At 50.6% G+C, this 25,560-nt stretch carries 10 protein-coding genes; 9 read left to right on the plus strand and 1 reads right to left on the minus strand.

The features are described from left to right. Positions 1–92 precede the first annotated feature (92 nt). Positions 93–5,099 (minus strand): right-handed parallel beta-helix repeat-containing protein, encoded by a 5,007-nt coding sequence (locus QMO62_RS33230; RefSeq protein ID WP_348651691.1) that lies wholly within the window; start codon positions 5,097–5,099, stop codon positions 93–95. Positions 5,100–5,485: 386 nt separating this feature from the next. On the opposite strand from QMO62_RS33230, the gene QMO62_RS01430 reads away from it, so the two are divergent. The 9 genes from QMO62_RS01430 (at position 5,486) to QMO62_RS01470 (ending at position 25,539) form a co-directional block, all read left to right on the plus strand. After that, positions 5,486–7,828 (plus strand): substrate-binding domain-containing protein, encoded by a 2,343-nt coding sequence (locus tag QMO62_RS01430; RefSeq protein WP_284638163.1) that lies wholly within the window; start codon positions 5,486–5,488, stop codon positions 7,826–7,828. Between the two features lie 272 nt (positions 7,829–8,100). Further along, entirely contained in the window at positions 8,101–12,801 is a 4,701-nt protein-coding gene (locus tag QMO62_RS01435) for an S-layer homology domain-containing protein (protein ID WP_284638165.1), read from the plus strand. A gap of 159 nt (positions 12,802–12,960) precedes the next feature. Continuing rightward, a complete protein-coding gene (locus QMO62_RS01440) occupies positions 12,961–15,273 on the plus strand; it encodes a helix-turn-helix domain-containing protein (protein WP_284638168.1) in 2,313 nt (770 codons plus the stop codon). 217 nt (positions 15,274–15,490) lie between these two features. Further along, positions 15,491–17,113: an extracellular solute-binding protein gene (locus tag QMO62_RS01445; protein ID WP_284638169.1), complete on the plus strand. Its 1,623-nt coding sequence runs from the start codon at positions 15,491–15,493 to the stop codon at positions 17,111–17,113. Between the two features lie 91 nt (positions 17,114–17,204). Then, entirely contained in the window at positions 17,205–18,161 is a 957-nt protein-coding gene (locus tag QMO62_RS01450) for an ABC transporter permease (RefSeq protein WP_284644825.1), read from the plus strand. Between the two features lie 14 nt (positions 18,162–18,175). Further along, complete coding sequence (locus tag QMO62_RS01455) at positions 18,176–19,054, plus strand: carbohydrate ABC transporter permease (RefSeq protein ID WP_284638171.1); 879 nt, start codon at positions 18,176–18,178, stop codon at positions 19,052–19,054. Between the two features lie 242 nt (positions 19,055–19,296). Next, positions 19,297–21,543: a chondroitinase-B domain-containing protein gene (locus tag QMO62_RS01460; RefSeq protein WP_284638173.1), complete on the plus strand. Its 2,247-nt coding sequence runs from the start codon at positions 19,297–19,299 to the stop codon at positions 21,541–21,543. Between the two features lie 80 nt (positions 21,544–21,623). Beyond that, the gene (locus tag QMO62_RS01465) at positions 21,624–23,330 is read left to right on the plus strand and encodes an alpha/beta fold hydrolase (protein WP_284638175.1); all 1,707 of its coding nucleotides are present in this window, start codon (positions 21,624–21,626) and stop codon (positions 23,328–23,330) included. Continuing rightward, on the plus strand, positions 23,323–25,539 hold the full coding sequence (locus tag QMO62_RS01470; RefSeq protein ID WP_284638176.1) for a glycosyl hydrolase family 95 catalytic domain-containing protein: 2,217 nt from the start codon (positions 23,323–23,325) through the stop codon (positions 25,537–25,539). Before QMO62_RS01465 ends, QMO62_RS01470 begins: the two co-directional genes overlap by 8 nt. The last annotated feature ends 21 nt before the right edge of the window (positions 25,540–25,560 follow it).

Here is a 25,560-nt window from a genome sequence, read left to right on the forward strand (position 1 = left end):
GGGAATGCCGATCTCGTGGACGTATCATCCCCATAAGCTGGATTGTATAACCATAAAAAATAGGCCGCTGATGACTCAGCAGCCCATCTTTACTATTTGCTTGATTGATCGTGCGGTACCGACACAGCGGCGGAGGCAACAGCTTTATTTCCCGCTTTATCTGTAGCCGTATAAGTGACGGTATAGACAAGATCGGTTTTAGCTCTCGCTTTTTTCGCCAGCAACGTGAATGTCAAATCCTTGGTGCCGAACACGGCATCCCCAACCAATGATCCAGTTCCGTTATCCGGTTCACTGGAGGTAATGGAGGAGAGGACGATGGAATCGACCCCCGAGAGGCTGTCGTTGGAATACACCGCGGCCGTCACGGTAACAGGCTTATTGTTAGCAGGCCAAAGCGTAGACTTATCCAACACAATTTGAAGAGCTGGCGCTGATTTGTCGATTTGAATCGATACGGATTTCTTCGTCTCCTCATTGCCGGCTTGATCCATGCTCCAATAGGTTAAGGTATGAATTCCTTCGGAAGCAATAGTCACAGATGAACCCGTTCGGGGGGCTGAGTCATCAAGCGTGAAATAAGTTGATATCACACCGGATGCATTGTCCGCGGCAGCAAAATGTACGGTGACATCTTGATTGGTCCAGCCTAGCGGGGCATCGTCGACGGTAACCGGAGCGGTTTTATCGATGTTATCGACTACAGCCACAGCATTGCCGATGTTACCGGCCGCGTCTTCGAATGTAAAGGTAAAGCTTCCGTTCTGAGTAAAGGTATATTGGGCAAGACCGCTGTTGTTCGTTACCGTAACAGCTTCATTAGGAAGCAGCGTTGCAACGACATCTTGATTTGTCGGGTTGACGGTGCTGTAGCTGATTGTTGCCGTCGGCGCAGCGGTATCAATAATGATGTTTCTGTAAGCCCACTCCGACCAGACTCCGCGGCTGTCCTTCGTCCGAACCCTCAGTGACCAGCTGCCATCGGGAAGAGTCTGCATAGCATAAGCTGCAGAGAGCCCGGCTAATTCCCCGCTATCTGAGTGGACCGTTTTCCATTGATCGGACGAGGCTTGAGCCTGATACGCTGCTTGAACATCGTCAGCATCCGTATCGGTAAACAGCCAGCTTACAACGGGCTCGTTGACCTTCAAATGCTGACCTTCGGCATAAGAGGTGATCACTGTAACAGGTGCCGTATTGGTTTCCTCTCCTTGAACCTTGGGCAACAGCCAATTCTGCTTGGCCCAAAGCAATTTGCCTGAACCGGCCCCGTTGCTTGCCGACAAACGGCTTTGCAGTGTCGCAGGATCGTCTGCGGCATAGCTGTACGGCAGTGCTGTGAATCCGTTCCATGAGAACGGGAGTGGCGGAGCGGGAACCGGACTTAACGGACTCCCCTCGGAGTCGCTGTTTCCTCTAAACTCAACCCCATCTTTGGAGTAGATTGTATCGAGCGCAAGAATTTTACCGGAATACTGCGGTTTATTCGGATCGACCTGATTGTTGCGGATCGGATACAACACATCAATAATAAGTGATTTTTCGACTAGGACGGCGCCGTTTTCCGTAGAAATCGCCCCATTGCTGGTAACTCCGAATTTGTAACCCTTGGAGGAGATAGCCGCTGCCATTGCAGGAGTAATCCGTTTGCCTGCCGCGTGTGCGTCCGCATTATCCATGACAATATTATAAACATGAACATTACCTGCTCTTAAACGAGGCATACGGTCCTGCATATCCTTGTAATAGTTATGGTGCAGGGTAACCTCCAGATCGGCATTGTCGCTGGCAAATTCCGTCGAGCCGACGAGATGTCCCTTTTTCTGCGAGCTGACAACGGCAATAATATCTTCTACGCTGAGTCCCAGATTACGCAGATAGTTGTACATGGCATAGTTGGTTCTGTTCGCTTCCAGCGCGTTGATCTGTTTTGCTACCCAGCTGCCTGCGCTCCCGTCATCTCCTTTAAAAATGGACCAGGAGATGGTCACTCCATTACTGCCTTTTTTAACATCGACAACTCCATCATATGCTTTATTGAAAGTACAATGATCAATCCAGATCTTGCTTGAGCTTCCTTCGATCGTGATATAATCCCAATCGTTCTTATCGTAATCTCCTTTGGACGCTTCATCCCATTCCCAAAGCTCATCAAATTCGAGGTTACGGATGAGGACATTGGAGCTGTATTTGATGACCAAGGCCGCATGCTTAATTTTTGAGCCGTTTGCGGAAAAGATGGTAACGTCCTTTAAAGTATCAAGGTACACCTTGCTAACCCCTGTTTGTAAAAGAACCGGATGGGTTTGAGCGGCGTTATGCGCAACGATGAGAGACCCTGCCGTCGTTTTCGCTTGAGCGGGGAGCTCATTCCAGCCCAAATTCAAATCGTTCATGATCTCGATGACCTTATAGCCCTTTTTACGATTGATGGCATCCGCAAAATCAACGGCATTGTACACCTTTTTGTAGGCAGGATCCGTCTCCTGAATATTCCCGCCGCCTGTCGCGCCCGAAGCGAAGCCGGTTAAATCATATACGCCCGTAGAACCGGCAGGAGGCGGCGTCGGTGTAGGAGTAGGCGTCGGCGTTGGTGTTGGTGTCGGCGTCGGCGTAGGATTAGGGTTCGTTCCCGAAGCTCCGAACACCGCTCCGATATCCGTACCGCTCGGGGTCCCGGCGCCTTTTAAATCGCTGCTTGCGGACAGCTTCAAGAAATTACCCAAATTCGGCGAGCCATCGGCGTTCCGGCTGACGGAGGGGGTCAAGCTTAGAAAATCCGTATCATCGGCCAGCAGCCCTTTCGCATTGGTGCTCTTATTGTTCTTCCACCAGACGTTCGTGCTTTCTACATCTGTGCCGCTAGTTTTGTCGCTGGAAGAACCTTTATAGGACAAGTTATTGGTAAACCGGTGGGTGCCAAGATCAAAAGCAAAATTGCTTTGCCCATTGTTATAGGACGTATTGTTTGTCATTACGATGGAGCCCGGATTACTGTTGTAGGTAAATCCGTGCTTCTTGTTCTGATAAGCGACGGAATTCACGACAATGTGATCCACGGGGATTTTCTCCCCGCCAAGCTTAAAGCCGTTGCCGTCACTGGATGTGGTGGAATTCCCTTCGGACGTTTGGCCGTTATGATGGGCAATGCTGTTTCGAATCGTAACAACACCGATAGGTCCCGTGTCCGTTTTACTGTATAAATCCCAGCCGTCATCCACGTTGTAGGCAGCAATACACCCGATAAATACGTTGCCCGGGCCGACCGTCAGCTTGGCAGCAAAGCCGTCTGCGTCTTCACCGTTGTCGGGGTCGAAGTTGTCATGGGAGTATACGTTAATAACCTCGTTGTAGCTGGGCCATTCGCTCTCCAAGGCTGTCGAAGCATATCTGCTGATTTGCAGACCGGTATCACGATTGTGGTGGACCTCCGAATTTTCGATACGGTTATAATGGCCTGCAATAAAAATACCGTTATCGGCGGATCCTTTTACCTCCAGGCCTTTGACATACCAGTAGCTTCCATTTATTTGCAGACCTCTGGCATTATTCCCCACATTGGTTGCATCATAAGGCTGGGAGGAGAAGTCAAGAACGGGTTTTTCCGAGCCGTAAGCAAACAGGTGCTTTTTAGCAGCCGGAGTACCGCTATTGTTCCGGTCGATGGTAATTTGTGTAGAGTAAGAATAAGTTCCTCCGCGTAAATAAATGATGCCCCCCGGAGTCACCTTTGCAATGGCGGATTCAAGCGTGGTCGGACTTTCGATCGTCCCTGGGTTGCTTTCAAGACCGCCTGGTGCAACGAAGATGCCGTCTTCCACGGGAGTTGAGGAATCAGCGGTAGGCACTGCACTCACCATGTTGGAGTTTGTGCTCTCGCCCGCCGCATTCGCTGCGCTGACAGCGTAAAAATACATGGTTCCGTTGGACACGGTGTTGTCTGTAAAGGCAGTTGAGGTGATACCCGTTTGTACATTTGTAAAAGAGAATCCGTCCAAGCTGCGCTTTACGTTATACGAGGTTGCGCCGCTTACGGCCATCCAGCTTAAATCGACTTTCCGGTCTCCCGCAGTCGCATTCAATCCGGCAGGTGCTGAAAGTGATGTAATAATCGACGCTTCCTGGGATAACATGCTCTCTGCGCCGCCGGCAAAAGCACTGACCTGGTAGAAGTACTGAGTATTGCCGGAAACATTCGAATCGGTGTAGCTGTTGTTCGAGGTCGTAGCTATTTTTGAGTAGCCGCTGCCGGATGTTGTGCTGCGGTAAATATTGTAGCCGCTTGCACCGCTAACGGATGACCACTGCAGAGTCACCCCTCCGGTACCGGAAGCTGCAGTTAAGCTCTCCGGAACAGCAGGAGCTTGAACGTCTGCACTCGAATCGTAAACAAGCCCGTTTTGGTAAATCTTCACGTCGGTAAATTTGGCGCCGGCCGCCGCAACCGCTATGCCGACGTATACGTTTCCTGCCAGAACACCTGCCGTATCCGAATCTGTTTTAAGCGGGTTTGTTGTCGTGCCGTTACCGAAGGTAATTCCGTCTTTTGAATAATAGGTTTTCAAATCTGAGCCTGAGCGTTCCAGTTTCATATAAATAGGGGCATTCGGTTCGGGGATCGTAAAATTGCTTGATCCGACGGAAGATAAACGGCGATAGGAAATCAAAGTATTGGCGGAGCTGTTATAGCCGAGGGTATAGCCGGGAGAGGTTGCTCCGTTCGTAAGCGGATCTTTCTTGATCATTAACAGAGCTCGGTTATTGCTTGAGTTAAGTGCAGTGGACGTTACTCTTGCCGTAATGGAAAAATCGCCCGCGCCTACGGGATAATAGGCATAAAGTACATTATCATCCGCGCTCTGTATTTTACCGCCCGTTGCGGAGAGCGCAAATTCTCCGTTACTGAAACCGTAACTGATGGTGCCTAAGGAGCTGGAGGCGGAGACATCCGCAGCCTTCCAGCCCGCCGGCAGTGTTTCTTCCGGCAGCGCTCCCGCTGCGGCGGCCGTTTGGTATGTAAACACGTTTGGGAATAAAGCGGCAAGCATGGCGAATACCAGAATCGTACTCATACGTTTCTTTAAAGAAATTGTGTTCATATAACGCCTCCTGGAATGGTTGGTTACCATCGGAATCATTTTGGCCTATGACGTGGATCCTGTGCCCCCCTTCTCTACAAGAAAACCATTACAAGAGTAAAATGTACGGGTTTACCAAGTAACACACAATAGACATTTTATAACTTTAGTTCCAACGGCAATATGATAATCATTAGATTTGGAAAATGACACCATGTCATTCATTAGACCGCTATATAAACCGCGGAGCGGCATTAGAATAATCATTTGATTTGGCAAATTGCCTTGACAACGCAGGCCACTTCAAGATTATATTGTTATATGCTGGAAAGAAAACAAGAGCTGGCTGAATTCACTCCGTATAGTAGAGCGATGGAGCACTTATACAGTAAGGGAGAGAAGGCAATATGAGCTTAGGCCGTATGATAGGTGTTGTTACACCTTTTTTGGATGGCAGCTTATACGGGGGCTTTTTATTCGAATTAAACCAAATAGCAATCAAACGCGGATACAGACTCCTTGTGATCAAAACGCCTAAAACCAGCAGTGACTTCTCTATCCCGTTTGCTACCGTTCATGCGGCAGGGTGGATTGTTTTCGATTCCCCCCTGAATGAAAGCATTTTGAATGAGCTTCAAAGGCAAAGGCGGCCGATTGTTGGGATCAACCACTATTCCTTGCATTATCCCAGCATTCATTTTGCCAATGAGATGGGCATGGAGCAAGCCGTAGAACATCTGTATCAGCATGGTCACCGGCGGATCGCGTTTGTCGGAAATTGGATGAACCCGGCCACACAATCCCGTTATCCGGGATATGTAAACGCTTACCGAAGGTTAGGGCTAGACCCGGATCCGAATTTGCTGGTTAAGATAGGAACCGATGCGCAGGCAGGAGGTTATTTGGCGGCTGACCGAATCGTGAGCGGTGAGCTTGAATGTACGGCTGTCGTTACGAATAGTGATATAACGGCTATTGCGCTCATGGATCGGCTTAAAGAGAAAGGCTATCGGGTACCTGAAGAGATTGCCGTGATGGGATATGATCATAATCCCTTATCGGAGCATACGCTGCCCACCGTTTCCACCATCAAGCCTCCGCTTAGGGAAGCGGCCAGACGATCCGTTAGCCTGCTGGAAGCGGGGATGGCGACGGGGGATCAGCGGACGGATCCTGTCCATATGAATATGACCCTCATAGCCAGAGGATCATGCGGCTGCCATCATGAGCCGGAGAGCCGGCTTGGAGATCAAGAAAAGCTGTATCGTTCCTTCCAGTTATTAAATCAAAGTATGTCGGCGAATCGAACCATTAATTATTTATCTTATCGGGATGTTGAGAAGCTAAACAACCTGTCATGGATGCACTCTTTACAATGCATTTGGGGCTGTTACGGCCAGTGGTTCAATAAATCTCCAGAACAAATGTATGTCAAATACTACTATACGAAGGAGATGCCGACTGCACCGACAGGGGAAATACAATGCTCCCCTATGGAATTCCCTCCGCTTCATTGTATCCCTGAGGAATTGCTCGACGATCCCAAATATATTATTTCCATTCATCCGATCATCCCTCATGAACGGGATTGGGGAGTCATGGCTATGCTTCATCCTGTCGATGAAAGCTGGTCCTATTTCAAAACCGATACGATCACCTATTCATTACATAGACTGGCATCGGCATGGGAAAAGGAAGAGCTTCTTGCGCAGCTTCGTAAAACGAACCACTTGTTGGAAACCGTATCAAAGGCTGCCATGGATGCCATCTTCGAATGGTCTGCCGATGATAAACGTTTTATATGGTCTGAGCGGGCCAATGAGTTTTTCCAGTTTCCACCGTCGACCGATGCGGACTTGCTCTCCTTCGTTCACCCGGAAGACCGGGCGGCTGTACAAGCGGCGCTGTTTAACCAGACACAGCTGGGATATCCTATCCGCCTGGAATACCGGATCCGGCAGCCGGACGGCAAGTACCTATGGGTTGAGTGCAATGGGCAAGTGATTCGCGATATGGAAGAGATGAAGGTTCGTCTGATAGGCTCAATTAGAGATATCAGTGAAAGAAAGAGCGCGGAGGAGCTGCTCAGAAGTTCGGAGAAGCTTTCCGTTATCGGACAGCTTGCAGCCGGAGTCGCCCATGAAATCAGGAATCCCCTAACCTCCCTGAAAGGCTTTACACAGCTGTTGAAGGCAAGGTACCAGGATCAATTTCCTTATATTGGGATTATGGAAAGCGAGCTGGACCGGATCAACTTTATCGTAACCGAGTTTATGTCACTGGCCAAGCCGCACCTCACCCACTTCAGTTTCAAGGATATAACGCAAATCATCACCACCGTTGTATCCATTTTGGAAACCCAGGCGATTCTAACTGGAGTTTACATTGAAACACATTTCGAAGCCCCTCTTCCTCCCATAAAATGCGAGGAAAATCAGCTGAAGCAGCTGTTTGTAAATCTCTTGAAAAATGCTATTGAAGCAATGCCTAAGGGCGGAAGTGTTTATGTAGATGTAAAGTTAGCGAGTGTAAATACTTTGTGTGTACAGATCAGGGATGAAGGCGACGGAATTTCGCCGGAGCTCATAAAAAAAGTGGGAGAGCCGTTTTTTACCACGAAGGAAAAAGGGACGGGGCTAGGCCTCATGATCTCACACCGAATCGTAGAGGCTCATGGGGGAACACTGCAAATCGTTAGCAGCGACGCAGGAACGACGGTCGAAATCATTCTTCCCTTCGAACCGCTATAGGAAGATTCGAAATCATTGAGGGCCTGCCATTGCGGCAGGCCTTTTCGACATGAAATAGGAAGAGCAATGAGTAAGAAAATCCCCAAAAATGAAGATACACTCTCAAAAATAAGGATGGTTTTGTCTTCCTATTTGGGTATGGTTTCACTTTTTGCTGATTTCAAATAACGGCTAACCTCTTTATAACTAAAGAAGAGATCAACTCTAGCATGGTGTGAAACCGCTTTAAAAGTGCAATCATACCGACAAAGAAGGGGAGAGGTGGCGAAGACTTGAGCCCACGAAGCAGCAAAAAGGGTTTATTGAAAACAGTGCATCTTACACTGGCATTCGTACTGACGTTGGGGGGAATACCGGAGGCGTTGCCAAAGGCGCAGGCGGCTGCTGGTACACCGGGAGGGGTGGATGCCGCGGCACTGAGGCTGTGGCTTAAAGCTGATCCTGCTAGCGTCACTTTGACCGATGACACGGTTACCGTATGGAAGGATAGCAGCCCGAACGCGAATCATTTTGCGAACGACGGCACGATCGCCCCCATAGCTTCCCGCCCGAAGCCTAGATATGTACCTTCTAATGAGGCACTTAATTTTCAGCCTACCGTGAAATTCGTGCGCAGCGGGGGAAGCATTCTGCAGGACGTAACAGGCTTGCTAGGGGATGGAGAGGTTGTGAACCATGCAGGCTTGTTTACGGTCACGGGAGGCGCGCCTTCTATGGCGAATTCCTCCATCTTCAATCAGCCGTTGACCTCCGGGAGCTTAGGGGCACATATTCCCCACACGTCCGGTGCAGCCCCCGGTAAAGGCAACGTCCTGTGGGATGTAGGGACAACCTCAACAAGATTAACGGCTTTCAATGTGGTAGCCCCGGTGGATTACAATTTATGGGGACTTCATTTTGACGCGAATCCTAGCGTTGGTTCCAATGTATACCAATCCATTGTTCGCGACGGGATAGTGGAAGCACAAACCACGCAACCACGCGCCTCCCTGACGGGGGCGTTGAACGCGGCTGCATCGTTAGGTTCTGCAGCGGGAGGAGGCTCGGGCTACGATGGGAACATGGGAGAGCTTATTTTATTTACAGCACCGCTTTCCGGAGTGCAGAAGCGTCAAGTCGAGACTTACCTTGCCCTGAAGTTTGGTTTGACTTTGAAGGCGGGCAATTATCTTTCGGCGGGTCCGTCCCCCGATGTGGTATGGGACGCGACGGCAAACGACGGATACAACAACCATATCGCCGGTATCGGGCTTGATCGGATTGGAGCATTAGACCTTCAACAGAGCAGGAGCAGTCAGGGAGATGCTGCGGAGCAAGTTATCCTTTCATCGAAGGAAGCCTTATCGGATAAACAATATTTGATATGGGGGGATAATGCCAGCACGGAGCAGCATAGTCCCTACGGAGCCGGGTTTATGAAATGGGCGCGTACCTGGAAGGTTCAAAATACGGGCCATCTCGGCACAGTGCAGGTAGCCATACCCTCGGGGATGCTTCCGTTAGGCGGGTTGTTGCTAACCAGCTCCCACAGCAATTTTGACAATGCAGCGTCTGTTCCTCTTACGCAAGCAACAATACACGGCGCATCGTATTATGTTGCGGATGTCCAGCTGAACAGCGGTGTTTATTTCACCTTCGCCGAGAAGCTGCCCGAGGTGCAATTGAGCAGCCTTGAAATCCAAAGCGGAGCCCAGAATGTCTTGACGGGCTTCCTGCCAAGCAAGACGAACGGTTATTCAGCGACGGTTCCATATGAGACAGCTGCGGTTCGCGTCGTTGCTCAAGCGGAGAATGGAATTGCAGTAACTATGGCGATTACCAACTATACGCTTTCTCAAGAACCCATCACGGATCCTGCTCAAGTGCCGCTCGTTCCCGGCGTTAATAAGCTAAGGATTGAGCTGAGGAAAGGAAGCTCCAGCAATGTGTATCAAGTGGACGTGATTCGAGGTCTTGCCATTGCTCCCGACGGACAAGTCGGGCTTAATGCAGGGACGGTAACCGCCAGCACATATCAACCGAATACGAACTATGTTCCCGCGAACGTGGTCGACGGCGAATGGGAAGACCCGGAAAGCCGTTGGTCGGCATCGGGTCAAGGGCAATGGCTGCAATTCGATCTGGGACAGCCCCTTGCAGTCACCTATCTGAAAATCGCGTTTTTAAATGCCAGGGACAGATTATCTACCTTTGAAGTTCTGGAATCCAATGATCCGGATTTTGCAACCGGCACGGTGCTGCTGGCCAAAAGGAAGAGCAGGACCCTTCTGGCTGCCGACAGCGTGTTTCAGCCTTACGTGCTCGATAAGCCGGCAACCGCGCGCTACCTGCGTCTTGTTGGATACGGTAACAGTGCGACGGGCAGCTCCGGTAATTGGAACAGTCTGACGGAAATTGCGTTGTATACCGGCACCCCTCCGGTCATCGTAGAGCCTGAAGAGCCTGCGGGACCGCCGCAAGCAGGGGACATCCCCGAAGGTCCCGCCCCGGTTCTGGAGGTGATCGAGGTAAGCACGGCGGATCAGCTCCAAACGGCTCTTGATCAAGCGAAGCCGGGCGTGGAAATCCGGTTAAAGAACGGAGCATATGCACAAGACGGACCTTTCGTAATCAAGGGAAAGCAAGGGACGTCGGCCCTTCCGATCCGTATTACAGCCGAGGAACTGGGCAAGGCGGTGATAAAAGGAAACAGTTATTTACACATTGAAAATTCGAAATACATTGAAGTGACGGGTCTCGAATTCAACAGCGGGATAGGCATCCCGGGCCTCAATTACAGGGGAGTCAGTGATGAAATTGCTTCTATTTTAAAGGGGGAGAACCCGGAAACGAAAGAAGTGAGACCCAATGAGCAGGTCCACCCGGGCATTGAATTGTATCACTCCAGCAATATCTCGATTCTCAGAAATAAGTTTGCTCTTGATGAAACGGGCCAGCCCTACCGCTTCAATGCGCCTGACGGCATCGGTCCGGTATGGTGTTTAACCGATATCGCCGGCAGCTGTCGAATCGGCGGAGGGGACAAGTACATCGCAGATCGGCCCGTATACAATGGAGACACACCGCATACGAATCCGACCCTCGTAACCGACAACGGGACCCATCGGCATTATATCCGCGTTGAGGGGATCGGCAGCCACAACCGTATAGCCTATAATGATATTGGTCCGAAGAAGGGCTTCGGAGCAACCATCACGTACAACGGAGAAAGCGGCCACACCGTCTCGCAGTACGATGTCATTGAACATAATTATTTCCATGGCATCGGACCTCGGGTAACGAACGGCCTGGAAGTGATACGGCTAGGCTTGTCCGGCTTATCGCTCGCTTCCGGTTATGTCACCGTGCAGTATAATTTATTCGAAGGGCTTAATGCAGAGGATGAAATTATTTCCGTTAAAAGCAGTGATAACATCATCCGATACAACACGATCCGTAATTCCTACGGCGGGATTGTGGCGCGTCACGGGCATCGAAATAGCTTTTATGGCAACTTTATTATCGGGGACGGCAAAACGCCGGGCTTCAGCGGATTCCGGATTTATGGGAATGATCACAAAATATATAATAATTATATGGAAGGTCTGACGACGCAAGTGATTCGTCTTGACGGAGGCACCCATGATGCCGGTCCGGACGGAGGAACGAATCCCACAGTGAAATGGATGGAAGGAGCGACTCAGCAAACAGCGGTTCTAAATACGCTTCCCGAACAGAAGCAGACCGAGATTCTGCGGGGCCATTGGCGGCAATATAACGTACAGATCTTCAATAATACGATGGTCAATATAGGGAACAATACGACCGGCTTTAGCTTTGGGGGCAGAGTGTATCAGCCTGTTGGAGCGGCGGTTTACAACAATGTAGTATTCAGCAATGCCGGTATCATATTCAACGAAACGACAGCTGCTCAGAATGCTCCCGTCAACGAACGTCAGATGTATGCAGGAAATCTGGTGGAAGGCTTGGCCAACCCTACGAATATTACGGATCCGACAAGGATTACCGCCGCCGCGATCGAGAAGAAGCCGCTGCAGCTTGTTCGCAGCAAGGATGGCTTGATCCGGTTGTCGGGCACGAGTCCGGCTATTGATGCATCCAAAGCTCCGTTCCATGCTCAGGAGGATATCGACGGGGAGACACGATATCATACGCCTGATGCCGGAGCAGACGAATATAGCCGGGATGCGAATCGGATCAGAAAGCCGCTTACCGCATCGGATGTCGGTCCCCATGCAGGTGTGCCCGCAGTCAACCCGGGACCGACCCCGGGTCCGGCGGATGAGGATGGGGCGGATACCGGTGGAGGAGACACGTCCGGTTCGGTACCTGCTACGATGCCGGGGGCTGCCCCTGCGCCCGCACCGCTTCCTTCGGCGCCTAACCCGGCACCGGTATCGCCTGTACCTTCTGGGCCGTCCCCTGCTCAGGCCCCCTTCGTTGATGCTGAGAAGCACTGGGCGGAGAAGTTTATTTCCAAGGCGGTTGAGATGGGGATCGTAAACGGATACCCCGATGGCACCTTTAAGCCGGAAGAGCCGATGACCAGACTGCAGTTCGCCGCTATGCTTGTTCGCGCCTTGAAGCTGACTCCCGGTACAACGCCGGTTACGTACGCCGACCAATCGGATATTCCTGCTTGGGCGGAAAAAGAGGTCGCGGCTGCCGTTCAATCGGGTATTCTTCAGGGCTATGAGGATCAAACTTTGCGTCCGAATCAAAAGATCAACCGTGCGGAAATGATCACGATGCTGATGCGGGCACAAAAGCCGGACTTCGCTGCCGTTCCGGCTACGGAGACTTTCCGCGATAGGGAAGAAATCCCGGATTGGGCAAAGCCGTCCGTTGCTTATGCCATTTCGCAAGGTCTGGTCGATGGTAAGGAGGATCGCCGCTTTGCACCCGGCGATACCGCCACCAGAGCGGAAGCTGTGACTGTGCTGCTGCGCATGCTGGAAGTGAAGAAGGGGTAAGTAAATCAAGCAGGGACGGCCGCTCGCCGAGCAGTCGGCCCTGCTATTTCCTTTGACCGATGCTATGGGCAGCTATGAGGGAGGCTGTCTTGAGCCAAGCTTTTGTGTATAATGGGATCAAAGTATAACTTGTAGGACAAGCTCACGGAGGTAACGAATATGAGTCTTCGAAGGATTCGTTTTAAAACACACAGCATCGTATTCAACTGGCTCATCTCCTACATCTCTGTATTGTTGGTACCGATTGTGGTAAGCGCTTTTATCTATACAGCAACCTGGCATGTGGTGGAATCCGAAGTAAATCGGGCTAACGAGTCGCTTCTTCGACAGATGGAACAGGCGATTGACGGCAATCTAAGCGGCATTGAACGATTAAGTGTGGAAATGGCGTTGAGTAAACGTCTTGCCGGCTTCATCAGCACGGCCAAGCCGCTTACAGACAATGATTACTATGATATTGTCAATATCGCGGCGGATCTTCGGCTGTACCAGATGGCCAACGATTATATCGAGCAAATATACGTGTATTACAAGAACAGCGATACCGTAGTTTCCGCTCGCGAACGAATCGACAGCCGCGGACTATTCGAGAGGATTAGAGAACGCGATAACATGAGCTATGGGGAATGGCAAACGTTTTTCAACAAGCGGTACATTCAGGAATACGCACCGATAACGCTTCGGGAGAACGGTGATGCGGTCAAAGCCGTTATGTATGCCAAATCGATTCTGCTCGATAACCCTGAGCAACCGGGCGCGGTAATCTTAATTGTTATTAAGAACTCAAAGCTCCTTGAAAGTATCAGCTCCGCCAACCAATCGTCGGTGGCCGTGCTGGATAAGGACAATCGCCTGATTGCCTCGACCGGCATCGAACGGGCTCCGGATTTTCTTGTCCCAGCCAAGCTCTCCGGAACGAATGGTTTGTTCTACGCCGGTCATGCCGAACAGGAGGTAGCGGTTTCCTACACTACTTCGGAGAAGACCGGATGGAAATATGTATCGACGATTCCCGCCGAAATGTTCGACGAGAAAATGAAATACGTTAAGAAGCTGATTTATATCAGTTTGACGGTAAGCTTGCTGATCGGGGGACTCGTCACCGTCATATTTCTGAGAAGAAACTATAATCCGATCCATACCTTAATACGCAGCTTATCCACCAAATCAGGAATTACCTTTGAGGCTGGGGTGAATGAATTCGGCTATTTGCAAGCTGCATTGAACAATACGTTTGACGAGAAAGAGAAGATCGGCAAACGATTGGAGCAGCATCGCGACGTCATCCGTTCCCACTTTCTTCAGGACCTCTTAAAGGGGCGGCTTGAACAAAAAATACCCGTGCATGAGCTGTTCAAGAGTCATAATATCCAGTTACTCACCTCGGATTTTGCCGTTTTGTTATTTCATGTGGATCACTACGGCAAATTCCACGACACCGGCTTTGTGGAGCCTCAGAAGGTGAAGCTCGTACACTTTATCATTATGAATGTGGCGGAGGAAATAGCGGGAAGCAGGCACCAGGCCATGACTACGGAAATTGACGATAAGCAGGCATGTATTATTAATTTCAATGAGCTGCATGAAGCCGGAGAATTACAGCGGATCGCGGAACAGGTCAAATCGTTCGTATCGGATCATTACCATATCCACTTGACCGTAGCTATCAGCAGAATTCATCAGGGGCCGGAAGGGGTATCGACCGCGTACCAGGAATCACTCGCCGCCCTGGAGTACCGTTTAGTCAAGGATAAAGGAGAAATCATCCGCTATGAAGATCTGCCGGTTGCAGGCTCGATTCGAGGCAGAAACCGTTACTATTACCCTTTCCATGTGGAGCAGCAGCTCATCAACTTCATCAAGGTAGGCGATTACGAAAACTCCAAGGCTACGGTTGACGAAATTGTTGAAACCAATGTAGCGGATGCGTCATTATCCGTTCCGCTGGCTAAATGTCTCATGTTTGACCTTATTAGTACCATGCTCAAGACGCTGGACGAAATCAGTACCGGCGACAAGCGGGATTTCGTCGACATCATCAACCCGGTCGAGCGATTAACCGCTTGCCAGACGATTCATGAAATGAGAGAGCAGATCGGTGCTGTGCTTCAGCAAATATGTCAGTCCATTGAGGACGCCCGGAAGCAGGAGCATAATCAGCTCAGCCGGCAGGTAATCGCTTATGTGAAAGAGCACTACAGCTCCGAAAACTTGAATATTACGATGATCGGGGAGACGTTCCGGTTAACTCCTCCTTATCTGGCCAAACAATTCAAAGCCCAGACAGGCGAAGCGCTTCTGGAATTTATCAGCCGGACTCGGATCGAGGAGGCGAAGCGCCTTCTAGCCGACCAGTCCTGTTCGATTGCGGAAATTGCAAGAAGGGTAGGTTATTCGGACATTAACACATTTAATCGGGTATTCAAGAAGCATGAAGGCATTACGCCCGGCAAATATAAAAGCATTCTATAGCACTTGTCACCAAAGTAGCCGCCTCGCGCGGCTATTCCCGTTTTTTAAAGGAGTTCTCGCGGTTTTACATATCCTTTACTGCTAATTATAAAGACGGATTCTCTTTTTTGAAGATATCCAAAACGTGATTTCGGGGCCATAATTAGGGCCATAGGTGAGCAGTGCTTCACCGGTTCAAACCAAACAAAATTCGACGACGAGCACAAGGGGGATTACGATGAGAAAACAATCTATGAACAAATCGATCGGTCTTGCCGTTTCCATTATGCTGGCATCAACAAGCCTGTTGGCGGCATGCTCCAATACAAAGGACGGGGGAGCCGATACGGCGAAGAAACCGACGACACCGGTGACCGAAGCGGGCAAATACCCGGTCAGCACAACGGAAACCATCACTTCTTGGGAACAAATCAATTCGAACTTAACTACGTTCGTACCCAACCTGGCAGATTCGCCCTTCGGCAAGCAGCTGGAGAAGGAAACCGGTATCAAAGTGAAATATTCCCACCCGGCCGACGGACAGTCGAAGGAGCAGTTCAATCTGCTTATCGCTTCGAACAATTTAACCGATGTCATCGAGTACGATTGGAACAATGCTTATCCGGGAGGACCGGAGAAGGCGATGGCCGATAAGGTCATCCTCCCTTTGAACGAACTCATCGATAAACATGCACCGAATTTGAAGAAGAGGCTGGAGCAGGATAAAGAGCTGGATAAAATGCTGAAGACGGACAGCGGCAAATACTATGTATTTCCTATGATTCGTCCGGATAACGGCCTTGTATTCCGCGGCCCGATGATTCGTAAGGACTGGCTGGACGAACTGCAGCTTGCTGTTCCTACTACCATTGACGAGTGGTATACGGTGTTGAAAGCGTTTAAGGAAAAGAAAAATGCATCGGCCCCCTTTACCGCACAATACAGCAACGAGTTCAATATTCAAGATGCGTTCATCGGAGCTTACCGAACGGCTAACCGTTACTATATCGATGATCAGGGCAAGGTCAAGTACGGACCGGTGGATCCGCAGTTTAAGGAAGCCTTAACCTTACTTCGCAAATGGTATGCCGAGGGGCTGATCGATAAGGATTTTGCTTTGAACACGGATTCCAAATCCTACGACAATAAGATGCTGAGCCATGCCTCCGGCGCTACGGTCGGACTGCTGAGCGGCGGCATGGGACGCTGGATGGAATCGGGGAAGAAGCAGGATCCGAAGTTTCAATTGGTGGCTGCTCCGTATCCTACGCTGAAGAAGGGAGAGCGGGCCTTCATCGGACAACGGGATTTCAAATATAACCCGGCGGCCAGCAAAGCTGTCACGACCGCTGCCAAAAACCCTGAGCTTGCAGTCAAGTGGTTGGATTATGCGTACAGCGAAAAGGGAAGCCTGTTGTTCAACTTCGGTATCGAAGGAGAGAGCTACAGCATGCAGAACGGGAAACCGGTCTTCTCGGATAAGATTACGAAGGATCCAAAGTACAATCTGCAGCAGATGGTAACCCAGTATACGAAGCCGAACGGTCCTTTCCCGGGTGATTCGAGAAAAAGCTTCAATACCTTCAAGGAACAGGATGAAGCCATTAAAATTTGGGAGCAAACCGATGCCGACAAGCACGTGCTTCCGCTCTTCATTACTCCGACGATAGAAGAGAGCAAAGAGGTAGCGAAAATCAATACGGCTATCGCCAGCTATAAAGAAGAAATGTTCGTTAAATTTGTAATGGGTAAAGAGCCGCTGGATAAGTTCGATGAATATGTAAAGCGAATTAAGGATATGGGCAGCGACAAGGTAGTGAAAATTTATCAGGACGCTTATGACCGTTACAATAAGCGTTAAGAAGCACCATGACCGCGAACAAGAGAACGTGTCCATCTGATGAGGACACGTTCTCTTGTAAAAGGACATAAAAGGAATGGAGTGGAATCGAATGGCTGCGATTCATCAAGAAGCAACAACCATCGCTCAAGACGCCAAACAAACGAAGATGGGTCTGCTGCTGGACATACGCAAGAACAAAATGTTATACCTCATGCTTCTTCCGGTCTTGTTGTACTATATCGTTTTTCACTATGGTCCCATGTATGGAGCGATGATCGCTTTTAAGGATTTCTCGCCGAGACTGGGGATTTTGGGGAGCGAATGGGTCGGCTTCGAGCACTTTAAGACGTTTTTTACCGGAGCCTATTTCTGGAGAACGATCAAGAATACGATTTTGATTAGCCTCTATGAACTGATCTTCGGCTTTCCGGCCCCGATCCTATTAGCGCTCTTGTTAAATGAATTGAAGAATTCCCTGTTTAAGCGTACGGTTCAAACGGTTACTTATATGCCGCATTTCATCTCATTGGTTGTGATCTGCGGTATTGTTAAGGATTTTACCTCAAGCGAGGGCATTATCAACGACTTAGTTGCCTGGATCGGAGGAGAGCGGGCTACCTTCCTGCTGGATCCGGATTTGTTCCGACCGATATATGTGTCTTCCGGAATATGGCAGCATATCGGTTGGGGTACGATCATTTATTTAGCCGCATTAACAGGTATTGATCCCGAACAATACGAAGCGGCCCGCATGGACGGGGCCGGGCGCTGGAAGCAGCTGCTCCATGTTACGATTCCGGGGATCATGCCTACGATCGTCATTTTGCTCATCCTGGAAATGGGAAGAATGATGAACGTTGGTTTCGAAAAAATCATACTGCTGTATAACCCCAGCACATATGAAACGGCGGATGTAGTCTCCTCCTATGTGTATCGGGTCGGTCTGCAGGATTTCAATTATAGCTTCAGTTCGGCTGTCGGTCTGTTTAACTCCGCAGTCAATTTCACGCTGCTGGTGTTCTCAAATTGGCTTAGCCGAAGATTAAACGATACGAGTCTCTGGTAAGAAGGAGCAAACATATGAATCGACCGACATTATCGGAAAGATGCTTCGATGCGACGAATGCCCTATTTTTAACTTTATTGATGCTGGTGACGGTTTACCCGATCATTTATGTAGCATTTGCATCCGTAAGCGATGCTTCCATGCTTATGGCTTTCAACGGCATCCTTTGGAAGCCGCTTGGATTTTCACTCGATGCGTATAGAAGCGTTTTTGAGAATCCTATGATTTTGAAGGGCTACGGAAATACCTTTTTTGTCGTCCTGACGGGGCTGGTTTTTAACATTCTGCTTACCTCGCTTGGGGCCTATGCCTTGTCGCGCAAAAGCTTGAAGTATCGCAAGCATCTTATGCTTTTTATCGTATTCACGATGTTTTTCAGCGGCGGCTTGATCCCCTTTTATTTGACAGTGAAGGGAGTCGGGCTGGCCAACACGTTGTGGGCGCTGATCATCCCACAGGCCATCAATACCTTTAACCTGATTCTGATGAAAACAGCCTTTGAGGCCATTCCCGATGCGCTGGAGGAGTCGGCGAAGATGGATGGCGCCAACGACTTCGTCATTCTGTTTCGGATCATTCTTCCCTTATCGATGCCCGTTATTGCGGTTATGCTCTTGTATTACGGAGTCAGTCATTGGAATTCTTGGTTTCACGCGCTTATCTTTTTGCAGGACCGCTCCATGTATCCGCTTCAGTTGATTCTCAGAGAGATTTTGCTGCAGGGGGAAGCCAGCTCCATGGCTGTCGGCGCTTCGGCGACGGATGTAGTAATGTTATCCGTTACTTTAAAATACGCCACGATTATCGTAGCTACCGTACCTATTCTGCTTGTGTATCCTTTTCTTCAAAAATACTTCGTGAAAGGCGCCCTAATCGGAGCGATTAAAGGGTAGACGGAGGCTAACTGATCTTACAGCATGCAGCACGAAATCGGGACCAAGCGGCCACTCACTCATCGCCAAAGCATGGCTTCAAGCGATGAGTGTGCATATATTCGAATAAGCTGCGAGAATGGCCAGATCGAGGAAAGGAGGTAGAAAGCGAGTAAGCATTTCCTTTGCAAATCAAAACGAAAAGGATGTGTAAAACAGTGAAAAAACAAAGGCGGCTCTTCTCTTTTCTTTTATGCTTCTGCATGATGTTGTCCCTGATGCCCATGGCTGCTCATGCGGCCGATGCGAAACTAACCGTCGCGTCTGCGAATGTAACGGCAAGTGCCGACGATGGGAACGTTCCCGGAAATACCGTTGACGGAAACTTGGCGACCCGATGGTCTGCAAGCGGAGACGGGCAGTGGATTCAATATGATTTGGGATCAAATAAAAAGGTTTCCTATGTGAAAATAGCGTTTCTTAACGGGGATTCCAGAACCTCAACCTTCGATATTCAAACCTCTACGGATCAAGTTAGCTATACCACGGTAAGCGCTAATGTAACCAGCAGCTTAAGCGCGGCCCTTCAGACCTTTGACTTTCCCGACGCGGATCCTGTCCGGTATGTGAGAATCGTAGGGCACGGTAACTCCGTCAATGCTTGGAACAGCTATACCGAGGTAGAGATTTATGGAGACACCTCCAATGCATCGGCGAAATTCTCAATCCCCGGCACATCCGTGACGGCCAGTGCCGACGACGGGAATGTACCGGCCAATACGGTGGATGGAAGCCTTTCGACCCGATGGTCCGCGAGTGGCGACGGGCAGTGGATCCAATACGATTTGGGATCAAATAAGAAGGTTGATTATATGAAAATCGCTTTTTTAAACGGCGATACTCGGACCTCTACCTTTGATATCCAAGCCTCTACGGATAACATCAGCTTTACCACGATAAGTGCTAATGTAACGAGCGCCCTCAATGCATCTCTTCAGACCTTCGACTTTCCCGATGCGGATCCCGTCCGGTATGTGAGAATCGTAGGACACGGGAACTCCGTCAATGCTTGGAACAGCTATACGGAGGTAGAAATTTATGGAGGGGCTTCAAGCGGCTCCGGCGGTTCCGGCAGTACGGTTCAGGTTTCGACGTCTTCCCAGTTAAGCTCTGCATTAACGAATGCGAGCGCCGGTACCACGATTGTGCTCGCCAACGGAACCTATACGCAGAGCACGCCTTTCACTATCAGCGGAAAGCAGGGTACGTCCTCTGCCCCTATTACGATAAAAGCCGCCAATCAGGGGCAGGCCGTTATTTCCGGAGGCGCGGCAATTCACATAACCGGCTCATCCTATGTCACGGTGGAAGGGTTGAAATTCACAAATACCGGGAATACTGCCGTTCTTCTGGACGGGTCCAATCATATCCGCATTACCCGGAATACCTTCGCCCTTGCAGCTACCGGAGGGGACCTCATCTGGCTTCAGGTCAGCGGAAGCAACAGTCATCATAACCAAATCGATCACAACGACTTTGGGAATAAAAGCGATACTGCACCGCTTATTGCCTATCAAGGCGATGGGAACGGGAACGTCTCGCAATACGATGTGATCGAGTATAATTACTTCCACGATGTAGGACCTTGGGTTGCTAACGGGAAGGAGACCATCCGTTTAGGGTTATCCTCCGTTTCCCTCTCGAACGGCTATAATACGATCCAATACAATCTTTTCGAGAATACGGACGGAGAGCCGGAGATCGTTTCCGTGAAGAGCGGCAACAATACGGTCCGTTACAACACCTTCAAAACCTCCAAGGGCGGGCTTACCTCGAGGCACGGTCACAGTAATAGCTTTTACGGCAACTTCTTCCTTGGGGACGGAGTAGAAAGCGCTCAAGACGGGATTCGGATCTATGGTAACGACCATAAGATTTATAATAACTATATGGAGAAGCTGACGGGCAAGGCGATTCTGCTTGATAGCGGCGATTATGACGGCGGCTCCGGCGGGTACCCGTCCAATCCGTCCTCCAGTGAATTAACGGCACAATGGAAAATCTATCGCGCCCACGTTGTGAACAATACCATTGTAGACAGCGCCACAGGAATTATTGTCGGCTCCGGCAAGACCTATGCGCCTCAGGATAGCAGAGTCGCTAATAATATTGTAAGGAACACAACGGGTACGCTTTACAACGAGGCTGCAACGACGAACACCGTGTTTGAAGGCAATATCGGATATGGCAGCACCGTAAACAATAAGGCGAGAACCAGCGCCGAAATTTGGAACACGAATCCGCTCTTCACAACGGTGGGCGGTTTACAGAAGCTATCCTCATCTAGTCCGGCGATCAATTATGCGAAGGGAACCTACACGTATGTTACAAAGGATATGGACGGGGAAACGCGTTCTACGAACGATTCGGGAGCCGATGAACGATCCAGTGCAACGACATTCCCGGTTCGTCCTCTAACGGCATCGGATGTTGGCCCTCTCGCTCCTTAATGGAGTTGATTTCAGGTGTGCCGCTTTAGCGGCACGCCTGACTTTTTGCTTAGGATGAAACGAATGGGAGGTAACCGGTCTTGGGAACGTTGTTCTTGCGGGGTGGAGACCTTCCGCAAGCTAAGCGCATTGTTTTTGTAGGCGATAGTATCACAGATAACGGCTTGTACATTGCTTTTTTGGAGGCTTACTTTTTACAACATATGCCGGAGCGGGAGCTTACCTTCGTTAATCTCGGAGTAAGCAGCGAAACGGTATCGGGCCTCAGTGAAAAAGCCCATCCATGGCCGCGTCCTTGCCTGCATGACCGGCTTGAGCGAGTGCTTCGGGAGAGCAAGCCCGATTGGCTCGTATTCCTCTACGGTATGAACGACGGAATTTATCATCCGTACTCAGAGGATCGCTTCAGGGCATATCAAGAAGGCATGCTCGCAGCAATTAGCAAGGCTAGACCATCGGTGGAGAAGGTCATTGTTCTTACTCCCACTCCGTACGACCATTCGTCCAGGCTGAGGCACCTGGGACCAAACATCAATGAAGACGACAGCCCCAGCTGGAGGTTTCCTGACCCGAGCTACAATGAAGTTTTAAGCCGCTATGCCGATTGGGTACTGAGTCTACCTGTCCTGGGTGAGGCAGACGCGGCAATCAACATTTATGATCCGCTCCGCAGGGACTTGGAGCACAGACGCCGGAGGGAGCCGGAATACATGTATGGCGACGGGATTCACCCGAATGCCCATGGGCACTGGAGCATCGCCCAAACGCTGCTAAGCCGATTGTTCAACATCACCTTGGAACGTATTCCTGACTATGTGAATGAGCCGAATACCGTACCTTGGTTTCGGAAAACAATAGAACGCCATCGTCTTCTCAGTACTGCCTGGAAAGAGCATGTCGGTCATAGTCATGTGAACAAGGCTGAAGCGAAGCCGCTTCCAGAAGCGCTATTGCTTGGGGAACGCCTTCGGAAGGAAATTGCAGCCGAGGCATGCTTCGAATTAGAGAAAAACGGGCTTACTCAACCCATGACCACCGATTGGCATGGATATACGCAGTATCATTTTTACTTGTCGGGAAGAGAGGCCCTTGTGGTCGCACCTAAGCAGGAGGCTGCAGGAAGGCCGTGGATTTGGCGAACGGAGTTTTTTGGTGCTTTCGCAACGGCGGACCTGGCATTGCTGGAGCAGGGGTGGCACATTGCCTATATTCGGCTAAGCCATCTGTATGGCTGTCCCTTTGCGGTTCGCAGGATGGAAGGCTTTCGAGCTCAGGTTGTAGACCATTTCGGCCTTGCTTCCAAGGCGGCGTTGTTTGGCTTCAGTCGGGGGGGCTTGTATGCCGTCAATTATGCTGCTGTTTATCCCGAGCACGTTATGGCCCTTTACCTGGACGCTCCTGTTCTGGACCAACACAGCTGGCCGGGCGGTAAAGGAGCGGGAATAGGCTCCCCCCCCCATTGGGAGGAATGCTTGGCGGTGTACGGAGTATCGGAGGAGCAAGCAATACCTGCGGAGAGCCGGCCGCTCGCTAGTGCGGGTAAGCTGGCCAATGCCGGCATCCCGGTCCTATTAATCGCAGGGGATGCCGACAACGTCGTTCCTTACCGAGAAAATGGGGAGCCCTTCGAGCGCCATTACCGCGAAGCAGGCGGCGCCATCACCGTTATAGTTAAAAGAGGGATCGGTCATCATCCTCACAGTTTGGAAAATCCGGAGCCTATTGTTCGGTTTCTAAACGGGGCGATGCAGCACGGTACAAAAGAGGGGAGAAACTCGCATGATTAAAAACCATATTCAATGGGATACCTTTCTGGCACGTCACGATATGACCTGGTCGGTCAAACCGATTTCTTGGGATGAAGGGGCTTTTATCGGTAATGGGATGATAGGAGCCATGGTTTATAGTGAAGAGCACCGAAACAAGCGAAATATTGTTCGCTTCGTGCTAGGGCGCTCGGACGTAACGGCCGGCAAACCTAAAGGAGAATTCACTCCCAGGGTACCTGTAGGCGAGCTGCATCTTGAATTGACCGGCTGGTATTATCAGCCTTCAAGCATTCGAATCGATCTATGGAATGCGGAGCTGCGTGCGGAGATTACTACGACAGTAGGGAATGTAAGGGTACGCGCTTTCGTCCACAGCAGGGAGCCGGTACTCGCGGTTGAACTGGAAACAAGTGAAAGCGAGAAGGGGACACGGCTGCAGTGGTATCCGCATAACGAAGTGGATCCCGTATTGAAGAATGCCGATGGCTTCAATCTGAACCAATTTATTCCTGCTACGCAGGTTTCCCGAGACATTTCGGACGCCGGTGTTTCTGTTGGAGTACAATCGTTCGAGTACGGCGGAGGCTGCACAACTGCGTGGCTGGATGGGGAAATAGAGTCAGGCAGGCGACGGCTGTGGCTCTCCTTAATGAATGGTGATGATGCCTCCTCAAGGGAAAAAGCGGAGAGTGCTGTGGTTCATGCTGCCTCCCAACCGTGGGAGGAATGGCTGGAAGCTCACCGCAGCTGGTGGCACGATTACTATCGTCAAAGTTTTGTATCCATTCCGGATACGCTGCTGGAAGGCTTTTATTGGATTCAGATGTATAAGCTCGCAGCCGCTACGCGTTCCGACGGCATGATTATCGACAATCAGGGACCATGGCTCGCACCGACACCATGGGCCGGTGTTTGGTTCAATATGAACGTGCAGATGAGCTATTCACCGGTGTACACATCAGGTCGGCTGGAAATAGGCGAATCGTTGGTAAAAGCTTTCCGGGATCGCATGGAGCAATTGATCCGCAATGTTCCCGAGCGGTATCGGCACGACTCTGCAGGGCTCGGTCGCAGCATGAGCTATGATCTGGCGGCCCCAGTCGGCGCTGAAGTGGGCAATTTGGCCTGGGTATGCCATAACCTGTGGCGCCACTATAGACATTCGATGGACCAGGAGATGTTGAAAGACCTGCTTTATCCGCTGCTGAAGCGAACCGTTCAGTACTACCTGCATCTGCTGGAAGAGGGGGAGGATGGCAGGCTTCATTTGCCTCCCATGATTTCTCCGGAATACGGGTCCTTTCTTCAGCTCAAGGTACCGGATACGCATTATGATCTCGCTCTACTCCAATGGGGCTGCCGGACGCTCCTGCGTGTCTGCGAGATTCTCCAGGTCGAGGATCCAACTCGTGAGAGGTGGACGGAAACCTTGGAGCGACTTACACCACTGCCGACAGACGAAACAGGCTTTATGATCGGCAAGGATCAGCCGCTTGAGTTCGGACATCGGCACTTCAGTCATCTGATGGCCGCCTTTCCGCTGCATATCATGAGCGGGGATACGAAAGAAGAACGTGAGTTAATTATCCGTTCCCTGCGGCATTGGCTTTCCCGCGAGGGGGACCTGCGCGGATTCACGTTTACGGGAGCGGCATCTCTGGCTGCGAAGGTCGGCGAGGGAGATGAGGCTTTGAAATACCTGCACACCTTACTGCACATGCTCAAGTCGAATACCATGTATAAAGAGGCGGGCCCCGTAATAGAGACACCGCTAGCGGGAGCGGAGGCTCTTCACGATATGCTTCTGCAGAGCTGGGGCACGGAGATTCGCGTATTCCCGGCTGTTCCCACCGACTGGAAGGAGGCAGTGTTTCACAACCTGCGGGCCGAAGGCGCATTCCAGGTAAGTGCCGTTCGCACAGACGGGAAGACGTCGTGGATCAGGGTCAAAAGCTTGGCCGGAGGGATTTGCCGGATCAAGACCGACATGACCGGGGACATCGGCATAGCCGGCGTCCCTGCGGAAGCGGTCCGACAGGTCGGTCCCGGCGTCTATGAGCTCGAGCTGTCAGTTGACGAAGAGGTCGTACTATACCACGCAGGTTGTACAGAATCTGACTCAGGAAGTGAAGCTTGGGAAGTCAAGCCCCTTCCAGCGGTCCATCACTTGTGCGGATACTTTGGAGGCCGCAAGCCTTGGCGTCTGTACGGGATACCGATTTCGTGATGTGAACGGAAGGAGAAGCAG

Origin of the sequence: Paenibacillus silviterrae (genome assembly GCF_030167925.1) — a bacterium.
GTDB lineage: Bacteria > Bacillota > Bacilli > Paenibacillales > NBRC-103111 > Paenibacillus_G > Paenibacillus_G silviterrae.

What these genes read in the sequence shown, in the direction of transcription:
- QMO62_RS33230 (WP_348651691.1), bottom strand. Translation starts at nt 5,099, where the DNA reads ATGAACACAATTTCTTTAAAGAAACGTATGAGTACGATTCTGGTATTC.
- QMO62_RS01430 (WP_284638163.1), top strand. Translation starts at nt 5,486, where the DNA reads ATGAGCTTAGGCCGTATGATAGGTGTTGTTACACCTTTTTTGGATGGC.
- QMO62_RS01440 (WP_284638168.1), top strand. Translation starts at nt 12,961, where the DNA reads ATGAGTCTTCGAAGGATTCGTTTTAAAACACACAGCATCGTATTCAAC.
- QMO62_RS01445 (WP_284638169.1), top strand. Translation starts at nt 15,491, where the DNA reads ATGAGAAAACAATCTATGAACAAATCGATCGGTCTTGCCGTTTCCATT.
- QMO62_RS01450 (WP_284644825.1), top strand. Translation starts at nt 17,205, where the DNA reads ATGGCTGCGATTCATCAAGAAGCAACAACCATCGCTCAAGACGCCAAA.
- QMO62_RS01455 (WP_284638171.1), top strand. Translation starts at nt 18,176, where the DNA reads ATGAATCGACCGACATTATCGGAAAGATGCTTCGATGCGACGAATGCC.
- QMO62_RS01460 (WP_284638173.1), top strand. Translation starts at nt 19,297, where the DNA reads ATGATGTTGTCCCTGATGCCCATGGCTGCTCATGCGGCCGATGCGAAA.
- QMO62_RS01470 (WP_284638176.1), top strand. Translation starts at nt 23,323, where the DNA reads ATGATTAAAAACCATATTCAATGGGATACCTTTCTGGCACGTCACGAT.